At 35.9% G+C, this 12,211-nt stretch carries 8 protein-coding genes and 3 pseudogenes; 9 read left to right on the forward strand and 2 right to left on the reverse strand.

The genetic code is table 11. The features are described from left to right. Positions 1 to 2 precede the first annotated feature (2 nt). Complete coding sequence (locus IPM14_15615; GenBank protein ID MBK9099506.1) at positions 3 to 3,614, reverse strand: multifunctional oxoglutarate decarboxylase/oxoglutarate dehydrogenase thiamine pyrophosphate-binding subunit/dihydrolipoyllysine-residue succinyltransferase subunit; 3,612 nt, start codon at positions 3,612 to 3,614, stop codon at positions 3 to 5. Between the two features lie 93 nt (positions 3,615 to 3,707). Between IPM14_15615 and pdxH the strand changes: the two genes are divergently transcribed. Then, the gene (gene pdxH, locus IPM14_15620; GenBank protein ID MBK9099507.1) at positions 3,708 to 4,355 is read left to right on the forward strand and encodes a pyridoxamine 5'-phosphate oxidase; all 648 of its coding nucleotides are present in this window, start codon (positions 3,708 to 3,710) and stop codon (positions 4,353 to 4,355) included. Position 4,356: 1 nt separating this feature from the next. Here pdxH and IPM14_15625 read toward each other — a convergent pair whose 3' ends face one another. Further along, positions 4,357 to 5,217 (reverse strand): EamA family transporter, encoded by an 861-nt coding sequence (locus IPM14_15625; protein MBK9099508.1) that lies wholly within the window; start codon positions 5,215 to 5,217, stop codon positions 4,357 to 4,359. Positions 5,218 to 5,319: 102 nt separating this feature from the next. Between IPM14_15625 and IPM14_15630 the strand changes: the two genes are divergently transcribed. From IPM14_15630 to IPM14_15665, 8 genes and pseudogenes are all read left to right on the forward strand, one after another. Next, entirely contained in the window at positions 5,320 to 5,748 is a 429-nt protein-coding gene (locus IPM14_15630; protein ID MBK9099509.1) for an archease, read from the forward strand. Positions 5,749 to 5,771: 23 nt separating this feature from the next. After that, a pseudogene (locus tag IPM14_15635) lies at positions 5,772 to 7,227 on the forward strand (RtcB family protein). 58 nt (positions 7,228 to 7,285) lie between these two features. Continuing rightward, positions 7,286 to 7,624, forward strand: coding sequence for a hypothetical protein (locus tag IPM14_15640; GenBank protein MBK9099510.1), 339 nt, complete (start codon positions 7,286 to 7,288; stop codon positions 7,622 to 7,624). A gap of 7 nt (positions 7,625 to 7,631) precedes the next feature. After that, positions 7,632 to 8,081 (forward strand): annotated as a pseudogene (locus IPM14_15645) (polysaccharide deacetylase family protein). Between the two features lie 178 nt (positions 8,082 to 8,259). Further along, positions 8,260 to 9,375, forward strand: a pseudogene (locus IPM14_15650) (glycosyltransferase). Continuing rightward, positions 9,375 to 10,370: a radical SAM protein gene (locus IPM14_15655; GenBank protein MBK9099511.1), complete on the forward strand. Its 996-nt coding sequence runs from the start codon at positions 9,375 to 9,377 to the stop codon at positions 10,368 to 10,370. Before IPM14_15650 ends, IPM14_15655 begins: the two are co-directional and overlap by 1 nt. Continuing rightward, a complete protein-coding gene (locus IPM14_15660; GenBank protein ID MBK9099512.1) occupies positions 10,370 to 11,197 on the forward strand; it encodes a DUF1207 domain-containing protein in 828 nt (275 codons plus the stop codon). The genes IPM14_15655 and IPM14_15660 overlap by 1 nt, the downstream gene beginning before the upstream one ends. A gap of 2 nt (positions 11,198 to 11,199) precedes the next feature. After that, positions 11,200 to 12,210 (forward strand): site-2 protease family protein, encoded by a 1,011-nt coding sequence (locus IPM14_15665; protein ID MBK9099513.1) that lies wholly within the window; start codon positions 11,200 to 11,202, stop codon positions 12,208 to 12,210. Position 12,211: the final 1 nt, after the last annotated feature.

Genomic DNA, 12,211 nt, shown 5'->3' on the forward strand with positions numbered 1-12,211 from the left:
TTTTAGTTAAAAGAATCTTTAACTAGTTTCTTTTGCTGCTGTGTCGAAATCTTGTAAGAACCAACAGCCGGACTCGCACTCTCCGATCTTCCTGAGTAATCCAATTCACAATCTTTTGGCAGATCATTACGTAGCCTGTGATACAAAAAATTCCAGGCTCCCATATTTTTAGGTTCTTCCTGAACCCATTTTACTTTTTTTACTGATGGATATTTTTCAACAATTTTTCTAATCTTTTTTGAAGCGTAGGGATAAAACTGCTCGATTCTGATGATTGCAGTATTATTTATTTTATTATCTGCTCGGAATTTAGTCAGATCGTAATAAACTTTTCCGCTTGTTAAAATCAAATGATCTACTTTCTTTGGATTCTGAATTGTATCATCATCGATAACTTCTTCGAATTTCCCATTGAGGAATTCTTCCTTTGCTGATTTAGCGTCGGGGTATCTAAGCAAACTTTTGGGTGTCATTAATACTAAAGGTATTTTCATACCAGATTTCATTTGTCTTCGTAAAAGATGAAAATATTGTGCTGGAGTAGTAACGTTGCAAACCTGCATATTATTCTCAGCACTGAGTATGAGGAATCTTTCAAGTCGTGCACTGGAATGTTCTGGACCCTGTCCTTCAAATCCATGTGGTAGAAGCATTACAAGATTATTCGGAATTTGCCATTTTTCATAAGATGCTACGATGAAGTTATCAATGATGATCTGCGCGCCGTTAGCAAAATCACCGAACTGGGCTTCCCAAATAACGAGAGATAAAGGATCGACAACGCTGTAACCAAATTCAAATCCAAGTACAGCAGCTTCAGAAAGTAAGCTGTCCAGTGCTTCCAGATGGGCTTGATTTTCGTTTAGGTGGTTTAATGGAAAATATTCGGCCCCGGTTTTTATATCAGTAAAAGCAAGATGTCGCTGGCTGAATGTTCCTCTCACGCTGTCCTGACCGCTAAGTCTCACTGGAATTCCTTCAAGAAGTAAACTGCCGAAAGCCAATGATTCCGCAAATGCCCAATCAGCTTTTCCCGAACCATCAATTAATTTTCTTCTACTTTCAAGAAATTTTGCGAGTTTGGGATGTCCGTTAAAATCCTGCGGGATTTTTGTTATACCATCGATTATAGTTTTCAGTGCTTCATCTGAAATTGAAGTATTTTTTTCTGAATGGATTACTTCAATTTCCTTTTTTGGAACAGCAAGGATAAGATCACCTTCGAATTTCTTACTTTCTTTCCTGATCTTTTCGATGGAAGCATTCATTGTGTTGTTCAAACTGTCATTGAACTTCTTGATTTCATTCTCAGAAATAATCTTTTCGCTAATTAATTTTTCCTGGTAAATCTGTCTTACCGAAGGATGTTCCTTTATTTTTGCGTACAATATCGGCTGCGTGAATCCTGGTTCGTCACCTTCGTTGTGTCCATGACGTCTGTATCCGAATAAATCAATAACAACATCTTTCTTAAATATTTGTCTGTACTCACAGGCAAGTTTGGTAACCCAAAGAGCCGCTTCGGGATCATCACCATTTACATGGAAAATTGGCGCCTGAATCATCTTTGCAACATCAGTTGCATATTGTGAAGACCGGGCTTCATCAGGAGTGGTAGTAAATCCAATTTGATTATTGACTATTATGTGAACAGTTCCGCCGGTCCTGTATCCGCTTAATTGCGAAAGATTCAAAGTTTCTGCAACGATTCCTTGTCCGGCAAATGCAGCATCTCCGTGAATCAATAGAGACATCACTTTAACATGACTTTTATTGTCACCCATTCGTGTTTGCTTTGCTCTAACCATTCCTTCAACAACAGGATTAACCCATTCAAGGTGACTTGGATTTGCGGCTACAGATACAGTTATGCTTTTTCCACCTAATGTTTTGTAATTGCCTGTTGCACCCAGATGATATTTTACATCACCGGAACCCCCGATTGAATCCGGATCCCTGATATCTTCAAACTCGACAAAGATTGATTCATAAGATTTACCAATGACATTTGCTAAAACGTTTAGTCTTCCGCGGTGAGCCATCCCCATCACTACTTCTTTAATATTATGGTCTGCAGATTCACTAAGTATCAAATCAATCAGAGGAATTAACGTTTCACTGCCTTCTAGTGAAAATCTTTTATGACCAACAAACTTGCTGTGGATGAAATGTTCAAATGATTCAGCAGCGATAAGCTTTTTCAGAATATTTATCTTTGTTTCATTATCAAAGTTTGGGGTGTTCTTCACTGGTTCCATTTTATTTTGAAGCCAAGCTTTCTCAGCCGGACTTTGGATGTGCATGTACTCAACACCAATTTTATCACAATAAGTTTTCTCAAGGATATTGAGGATTTCACGTAGTGTAGCAGTATTCAAATTGCCAAAACCGCCGGTAATAAAATGTCGATCCAGATCCCATATTGTCAAATTATAACTTACGGGATCTAACTCTGCGTGGTATTGAGTTTTAGAACCAAGCGGATCAAGATCAGCAATAAGATGACCTCTTACTCTGAATAAATTAATTAATTGCAAGACTTTTGCCTGCTTAACAATCTCTTCTGTGTTTGCAGTGGTTTCAAATATTCCCGGCTGATAATCTGTCTGCCATCTCAGAGGTTTGAAAGGAAGCTTTAACGACTCAAAAATATCATCGTAAAAATCATCTTGACCTAAAAGAAGATCATTTATTGCTTTAAGAAATAATCCGGATTCAGCTCCCTGAATTATTCTATGATCATAAGTACTTGTAATGTTCATCGTTTTGCTGATACCAAGAGTTGAAATTGTTGTTTGAGACATTGCCTGGTATTCAGCGTTATATTGAATTGCACCGGTTGCTATGATGGTTCCCTGACCAACCATTAATCTTGGGACAGAAGCCACTGTTCCAATTGTTCCCGGATTGGTTAGTGTTATAGTAGTTCCGAGAAATTCATTTGGATCAATAGTTCCTTTTCGTGATCTGCTGATAAGATCTTCGTATGCATTCCAAAACTCATTGAAGTTTAATTTATTTGCACTTTTAATATTCGGAACAATCAATGAACGTGAGCCATCTTTTCGTTCGATATCAATAGCGAGTCCAAGATTAACATCTTTTCTTTTAATGATTTGAGGTTTACCATCAATGATTGTATAAGCATTATTCATCACCGGCATTGATTGAACTGCTTTAAGAATAGCCCAGCTGATTAGATGGGTGAAAGAGATTTTCTTTTTAATCGTTCTCTGAAGATGATTATTTATCAGAGTTCTATTCTCTTCAAGCAGTTTTACAGGAATTGTTCTTTGTGATGTTGCCACTGGGACAGACAAACTGTTTACCATATTTGCCAGAATTTTTTCTGAACTTCCTGCGATTATCTGGACTTCATCATTTTCTCCTGGTTGAGGAAGAGGTATGTTCACTGATTGCAGAGTTGAGCCACTCATATTCTTCCCGTTTCCACCTTCTGGACTGGATATATCTCCAAAAAATTTTCTCCATTGCTCAGGGACTTTATCGGGACTTTTAACATATTCATCATATAGGTATTCAATGAACCATGTGTTTGCACCGAACTTTTCAAGTTCTTCCAACTGCTTTTTTGATAACGATTTACTTTTCATTTGATATTATCAGAATTTTATTTCTTTTAGTAACTTATTTAAGATTAATTTTATTAAATAGATGAATATCAATCAATTCGATTAATAATCTTTATGATAGTACAAAAATCTATTCATAATTTACGGCGTGAATATAAGGTAAACAAATTATCTGAGGAAACGGTTCACAAAAACCCTTTTAAGCAGTTTGAAATATGGTTTTCGGAAGTGATAAAATTGAAATTAAAAGAGCCAAACGCAATGGTTCTCGCAACTTCAGATAAAAACGCAAAGCCTTCTGCGAGAGTTGTGTTGCTAAAGGGTTTTAGAAAAGATGGATTTGTTTTTTTTACCAACTATAACAGCACTAAAGGAAAAAGTCTAAAAGAAAATCCATCGGCAGCACTTTTATTTTTTTGGGCTGAATTGGAAAGACAGGTTAGGATTGAAGGTAAAGTAAAAAAAATATCACGTTTGGAATCACAAAAGTATTTTAATTCACGACCACTTGCTAGTCGCATCGCCGCCTGGGCTTCAGAACAGAGTAAAATAATTTCCGACAGACATTTTATTGACCTCAGGTTCGCAGAATTAAAAAATCAGTTTAAAGGGAAAAGAATACCGGTTCCTCAAAATTGGGGAGGCTTTGTTTTAGTCCCGGATTATTTTGAATTCTGGCAGGGAAGGGAAAACCGTTTGCACGACAGAATTTGTTACAGGAAAATGAAAAGTGGTTGGAAAATTTTCAGGCTTGCACCTTAAACTAAAAATTGAATCTCTTCTTAATCATAGGTGATTGTGAAATTAAACTTCTCACTAGGATTGCACACAAAATAATTACTCCTCCGATAATTGCCGTTACTGATGGTGTCTCGCCATATCCAATGAAAACCCAAACCGGATTGAGTACAGGTTCAATCATTGAAATGATGGAAGCTTCAACTGCATAAATTCTTTTTAGTCCCGAAGCAAAGAATGCATAAGCAAGTGCTATCTGAAAAACTCCGAGAAAGCTAACCATCCACAAATCTGAAAAGCTGATTACTTTTAGTGACGACAGGAAAGGAATACATATCAATGCAACAAGAATATTTCCCCAGAAAATACTGCTCTGTTGATATTTCTGGTCATTCTGTTTCATCCCTAAAAACAATGCCGCGAACGTAATTCCAGAAATTAATGCAACAAGATTTCCTTCAAGATGTCCTGGTTCAAGCTTTCCTACAAAGAACAAAATCATTCCGATTATGCAGACACCGACTGTAATGATGTTGATTCTTTCGTATCGTGTTTTATTTAGCAGAGGCTCGAATATCAATACGTAAATCGGTGCAGTTGCCTGCAGGAAAATAGCATTTGCAGCAGTTGTAGTTTTTGTGGCAATAACAAATGTGATTAAAACTATCGCATAAATAAATGAATTGATCAGGCTGAGCTTATTGAAAATAAGTGTTCGTTTTTTAAAAATTAGAGCAAATGTGATAGCAGCTATCAAGCATCTGAAAAAAGATAACTGCATTGCATTAAAGGAAATCAGCTTTATAAAGAGTCCACCGCTGCTCCAGAGTAAGGCAGCAGTGAAAACGTAAAGTATTCCTTTTTGATGTTCGGAAAGATTTTTCATTTGTTCAGCAAATATAACTACCGGATAAACAGATTTAATTAAAGTTATTTTTTATAAAATCATCACTAAATTAAGCTCAACAAATCGGATATTTTTTATTGTATGAATGGCAATTACAAATTCGTGGATCACACTGCTGACATTGCAGCAGAATTGGAAGGCAGCAGTCTTCAGGATTTATTTGAAGCTGGTGCAAAAGCATGGTTCACTGCAATAACCAGCGATGAATCCATTGAAGCAGATGATTATATGGAAATTGAACTTTCAGCTTCATCCAAAGAAGAGCTTCTGGTTACTTTCTTAAATGAGCTTAATTATTTACTGCTTGCAAAAAGATGGTTGTATGTATCAATCGAATCATTTAAACTATTTGAGGATGCTGAAGGTTTTGAGCTATCTGCCGAATTAAAAGGAGCACCTGTGTCAATCGATTTTCCAATGAAGCACGAAATAAAATCTGTAACGTATCATCAAGTTGAGATAGTGGAAGTAAATGGCAAGTACTCAACCCTTGTTGTTTTTGATATTTAACAATTTCTTCGAGGAGAATAATCATGAATATCGGCGGAATTGAATTAACCAGAGTGAGAGAAAATTTATGGGAGATTCCCGCTAACGGAGATATGAAAGTATCGGGAAGAGTGTATATCTCGCAGGAAATGATTGAAAAAGGTTTGAAAGATGATGAGGCATTAAAGCAGGTTGTAAATGTTGCCCACCTTCCGGGAATAGAAAAATATTCACTTGCCATGCCAGATATCCATTGGGGTTATGGCTTTCCAATAGGAGGTGTCGCAGCAACAAATCTTGATGAAGGAGTAATTTCTCCGGGAGGAGTTGGTTATGATATTAATTGCGGAGTAAGACTGGCAACAACAAATCTGGAATATGAACCGCTAAAAAATAAAATTGATACCCTCGTCTCAAAATTGTTCCATGCTGTCCCAACAGGAGTTGGTGCAAGTGGTGCAATTAAAAAACTTTCAATACCAGATTTAAAAAAAGTTTTGTCAAAAGGTTCTGTTTGGGCACTTGAAAACGATCTTGGAGTTTCTTCAGATATTGATTTTACTGAAGAAAGCGGAACGTTAAAAAATGCAGACACCGATGCAGTCAGTCAGCGTGCTTATGAACGGGGAGCAGACCAGCTGGGAACTCTCGGTTCAGGAAATCATTTTCTTGAAGTTGATGTTGTTGAAGATATTTACGACTCAAAAGTTGCGGAGGTATTTGGATTATTTCCCGGACAAATTGTAATTCAAATTCATACTGGTTCCCGCGGACTTGGCTACCAGGTTTGTGATGATTACCTGAAAATCCTTCTTAAAGCTAGCAATAAATATGGATTCAAATTGCCCGACCGACAACTCGCATGCGCACCAATCAATTCTCAGGAAGGAATGGATTATCTGGCTGCAATGCAAGCCGCTGCTAATTTTGCATGGAATAACCGTCAGGTGATAATGCATCTTGCTAAAAAAAGTTTTCAAAGAGACATTCACAATCAATGAATCAGAATTGGGATTTAAACTTTTATATGATGTGTGTCATAACATTGCAAAGATTGAAAAGCACAAAATCGGGAATGAAGAAAAAGAAGTGTGTGTTCATAGGAAAGGAGCTACACGTGCATTTCCTCCAGGAAGTAAATTGATTCCGAAAAAATATCATGATGTTGGTCAACCGGTTCTTATTCCAGGTGATATGGGAAGATATTCCTACATTCTAGTCGGAACAGACAAAGCAATGGAAGAAACATTCGGGAGTTCCTGTCACGGTGCTGGAAGAAATTTAAGCCGCACCAAAGCGCTGAAAAGTGCAAAGGGTAGAGATCTTGTAGCTGAACTCAATAAAAAGGGAATAGCAATTCAGGCAAAAGGGTATAAGACGATTGCTGAAGAAATGTCAGATGCGTACAAGGATGTGTCAGATGTGGTTGATGTGATGCATAAAGAAGGTATTACCCGGAAAGTTGCAAAAATAAAACCTGTTGGAGTGATTAAAGGTTGATCGAATGGAAAATGTAAAATGGATGATGGAAGATTGAAGTTTTCATTACAGGTAGAATTTGGATAAAGAATTTATTGATAATATACTCCTCGAATTGCTGAACAGATCAGATGAAATTTACGGCGAAGCAGTTGAGAAAATTTGGTTTTATGATGGCGACTTATGTCCTAGCTGCTTGAAGCGAAAGATTGATGCATTGGTTATTGGGAATGACCCGGCTTTATCTTTAAACGCATTCATCTATCGCGATCTCAACACGCTGATCGGTTATTTTCTTTGCAGTTATTGTGCAACTGATATATTTGCAAAAGGGGAGAAGCATAAAGAATTATATCATAATCTGGAAGAGAATTTAAAGAATGCGTATAATAAATATTTAAAGTCACAGGCTTCCTGATTAAAATATTTTTATAAAGATTACGGATAATCATACATTGAATCGATTCAAACCACCATTATTAATTCAAAAACTGTTTCATGATTTTATATGGTCAACTGTTAATAATAAAATCCTGTTAACTTTTGATGATGGTCCGACAATAGAAGCTACCGAAAAGATTCTTAAAATTCTTTCTTTAAATAAAATAAAAGCAGTCTTTTTTTGTGTGGGGGATAACATTATTAACCAACCTTTATTAGCAGAAAAAATTTTGAGCGCCGGACATACAATCGCAAACCACACTATGAAGCATAAATTGCTTACCGCTATGAACAATGAGGAATCCATTAAAGAATTATCTGCATTTAATAGTTTGATGAAAGAAAAATTCAATTATGATATAAAATATTTCCGACCGGCACACGGAAAATTTAACCTGAAGACAAATGGATTGATGAAAGAATTAAATATGAAATGTGTAATGTGGAATTTGCTTACATATGATTTTGAGAATAATATTGAAAAAGTAAAATTCGCTATTGAAAAGTATTTAGATAGAAATTCAATTATAGTATTTCACGACAACGTAAAGAGTGCTTCTATAATTGAAAAAGCGTTGAACTACACGATTGATCTCGCTGGAAAGAGAAATTATGAATTCGGAGAACCTGCAGATTGTTTGAAATAATTTTTTAATTCTTGTATCGGGATACTTTATTATCTCAGCGGTTCTCATTGTTGGTGCAAAGAAAAACTTTCCGCAATTAACTGAAGAGAAATTGCCGTCAGTATCAATTATTGTTGCAGCAAGGAATGAAGAAAATAATATTCTAACTTGTCTTGAATCGCTGGCCCAACTTATCTACCCGGAAGGAAAACTTGAAATTATCATCGTTGATGATGCATCGACTGATGATACATTAAAAATAGCTTCAAAATTTATTCATGGTAAAAAGCATTTCAGAATTATTCACCTTCAGGAAAATGAACAATCAGTTTTAAAAGGCAAAGTCAGAGCAATGGCAGAAGGAATTAAACTTGCGTTTGGGGAAATTATTTTAACTACAGACGCGGATTGCGTAGTTAGTTCATTCTGGGCGAAAACAATAGCTTCATATTACACTGATAATGTTGGAGTTGTAAATGGATACACTTCTCAAAACGTTAATGGTGTATTTAGCGGAATGCAGGCAATAGATTTTATTTATTTGTTATTTATTTCCGCGGGTACGATAAATCTTGGAAAACCAGTCAGCTGCATTGGCAACAATATGTCATTCCGGAAAAAAGCTTATGATGAGGTAGGTGGATTTGAGAATTTGACTTTCAGTGTGACTGAAGATTTTCTGTTGCTTAACTCGATTCATAAACTAAAAAAATACAAGGCAGTCTATCCATTAAACAAAGATTCGTTAGTAATTTCAAAACCAGCAGAAAACCTTGTTGAACTTTTTCGGCAGAAGAAACGCTGGGCAGTTGGCGGAATTGATGCACCACCGCTTGGTATTTTGTTGATGACTTGGGCATTTCTTACTAATTTATTCATTCTTGTGACCCCGTTTATATTTAGTGCGGTCCTGCTTTACATTGTTGTGTTCAAAATATCTATTGATTTATTCGTGCTCTATCCAATTCATCAAAAATTAGGTCTTCAGAAGAATTTGAAATATTTTTTAGTGTTTGAAATTTATTATCTCGTTTATGTGGTTGTACTGCCGTTTGCAATATTATTCAACAAAAAAGTAAAATGGAAAGATAGAACGTACTGATGCTGCTTCTCTGCAATTATTATGTGACATATCGTTGTAATGCTTTTTGTGAGTTCTGCCATTTTGGTGATCACACCAATTTTAAGGATACACCATATGCCGATCTTGAAGATTTTAAATCAAATGTTGAGCAGCTTGCAAAGCTTGGAGTAAAGTTTATTGATCTGACCGGTGGTGAACCTCTTCTGCATAAAGACATTCACTTAATGGCTGAGTTTGCTCACGAACTTAAAATGCAGACAAGCATTACAACCAATACGCTTCTTTATCCAAAGTTCGCTGAAAAGCTTGCGGGAAAAATTAATCTACTGCACTTTTCATTGGATTCACCCGATGAAGAAGAGCACAATAAAATTAGAAAAGTTGATTGCTACAAATCAATTTTCAAAAGTATTGAAATAGCAAAATCGCTTGGTGAATTTCCTGATGTTCTTTTCACTGTAACAAACGAGACGTACAAAAAGTTGCCACGAATGCACGAATTAGCTGCAAAGTATGATTTGGTTTTACTGGTAAATCCGGTTTTTTCATATTTTGGTAATCCCGGATTAACTCAGGAAGCAGTTGATCTTGTCGATGATTATTGTGATGGGAAAATGAATGTATATCTTAACAAAGCTTTTATGAAATTAAGAAGAGATGGAGGAAACGATATCAGCAATCCAAGCTGCAAAGCTGTTTCAAGAGTTGTTGTCATTTCACCCTATAATGAGATTATTCTGCCCTGTTATCATTTTGCAAATGATAAAATTAAAATTGACAAACCAATTAGTGAAATCAGAAAATCTGAAAAGATAAAACACTTTCTTAAAATGGAAGGACGATTTGATTTTTGTCAGGGCTGCACAGTTAATTGTTACTTCGAACCTTCGTTTGCATTCCCAACAAACTTGTACGCAATTTCAAGTTTGACTTCCAAATTCAAATACAGCTACAACAAACTCATCAAACAGAAGATTCAGAAAAAACTCATCTCGAAACCAGAAAGTAATTAATGCGATTTATACTTATTGTTTCATTATTGCTTATCCTCAGAATTAATTCTTTTGCACAAACGACAACTGAATGGTTTCCGGCTGATTTAAATATTCAACCATTCACTGCTAATTTTCTTGAACCAAAAACTGGATTTCAATATCTCTTCGATCTTGAAAAAGTACGAATTGATATAGGAACTTCACACGATATTATTCACTGGATTGATAAGGACCGATCATTTTCATTTGGCGCTGATTTTTTTACTTACACACGTGCACGATCGGAAGCAAATTTTAAATTCCCGGTTGAAACCGTCGATTATCTATTTGGAGTTAATGGAAGTTACAAGTATGAAATTGATGAAAGCGAATTGGGTGTGAGGCTTCGTTTCAATCACATCAGTGCACATCTTGTTGATGGTTATTACGATGCTGGAACAGAAAGCTGGATGAATGGCAGAGAACCATTTGTTTACAGCAAAGAATTTTTTGAGCTGATTGGTTACTATAAAATTTATGATTTACGCGTTTACCTCGGAATTACTTATAATATTCATATCGTCCCGGATGAAATTAAAAAAGAAATTTTTCAGATTGGATTTGATTACTACCCTGATAAACTTGCAACATCAGTATTTACACCTTTCGTTGCTTATGATTTTAAATTAGTTGGAACAGATAAATATGTAGGCAACAATATCATTTCTGCAGGAATAAAATTTGGTCATCCTGAATCACGAGGTTTCAGTATTTTAGCATCATACTTTTCTGGCAAGAGTGTACACGGAGAGTTTTACGATCTAAATGAAAATTATGCTACAATCGGAATTAACCTGGATATTTAAAAATGCCTGAACCTTACGGGGAGAATTATTTTTCAAATTTCTCCACACCTACTCCAAAACCAAAAAAAGAACGACCGCTTCTTCATCTCGGTTTATTTATCATTACATTCATCACGACTACACTCGCTGGTGTTCAGTGGATTAGTGCTTCTGGCGGTCCGTATGAACTGACTGAATTGTTGACTGGGTTACCATATTCAATTTCAATTTTACTGATAATAACTTTTCATGAATTTGGTCATTATTTCGCTGCTGTTTATCATAAAGTGAAAGCGACACTTCCATTTTATATTCCGTTTCCTCCAATTCCATATATGATAAATTTTGGAACGATGGGGGCAGTTATAAGAACCAGGTCGCGCATACATTCTAAGAAAGCTATGTTTGATATTGGTGTTGCAGGACCTATTGCAGGATTCGTTGTAACAATTGCTATTCTCATTTACGGCTTTTTAAATGTTCCGGGTATCGAGTATTTAATAAAAATTCATCCTGATTATCTCGAACCAACTTATGGAAAAGAGGGTTACGGATTAGTTTTCGGTGATTCACTCCTTTTCTCTTTCTTAAAGGAAAGGTTTGTCAGACCCGGACAGTTTTTCCCGCCAATGAGTGAAATTTATCATTATCCATATTTATGTGTCGGATGGTTTGGACTTTTCATCACATCAATGAACATGATTCCAGTTGGTCAGTTGGATGGTGGGCATATTTCTTTTGCAATGTTCGGTGAAAAAACACATTACAAAATTTCTGTGATTGCGTTTTCAATAATGTTTGTATTTGGACTAATAGGATTTGCAGATACCTTCCTGGAATTGGATTATGGAATAGGCTGGTCAGGGTGGTTATTCTGGGCACTGGTTCTTTACTTTGTAATTAAGCTTAAACATCCACCTGTTCTCGATGCTACTCATCTTGATTCACGAAGAATGTTTGTTGGTTATTTTTCTTTTTTTATTTTCCTGATATCTTTTTCTCCGATGCCTATTATGCTTACATTACCCCAATAAA

The organism is bacterium, from assembly GCA_016716565.1.
Taxonomy (GTDB): Bacteria; Bacteroidota; Ignavibacteria; order Ignavibacteriales; family Ignavibacteriaceae; genus IGN2.

What these genes read in the sequence shown, in the direction of transcription:
- IPM14_15615 (MBK9099506.1), bottom strand. Translation starts at nt 3,614, where the DNA reads ATGAAAAGTAAATCGTTATCAAAAAAGCAGTTGGAAGAACTTGAAAAG.
- pdxH (MBK9099507.1), top strand. Translation starts at nt 3,708, where the DNA reads ATGATAGTACAAAAATCTATTCATAATTTACGGCGTGAATATAAGGTA.
- IPM14_15625 (MBK9099508.1), bottom strand. Translation starts at nt 5,217, where the DNA reads ATGAAAAATCTTTCCGAACATCAAAAAGGAATACTTTACGTTTTCACT.
- IPM14_15630 (MBK9099509.1), top strand. Translation starts at nt 5,320, where the DNA reads ATGAATGGCAATTACAAATTCGTGGATCACACTGCTGACATTGCAGCA.
- IPM14_15655 (MBK9099511.1), top strand. Translation starts at nt 9,375, where the DNA reads ATGCTGCTTCTCTGCAATTATTATGTGACATATCGTTGTAATGCTTTT.
- IPM14_15660 (MBK9099512.1), top strand. Translation starts at nt 10,370, where the DNA reads ATGCGATTTATACTTATTGTTTCATTATTGCTTATCCTCAGAATTAAT.
- IPM14_15665 (MBK9099513.1), top strand. Translation starts at nt 11,200, where the DNA reads ATGCCTGAACCTTACGGGGAGAATTATTTTTCAAATTTCTCCACACCT.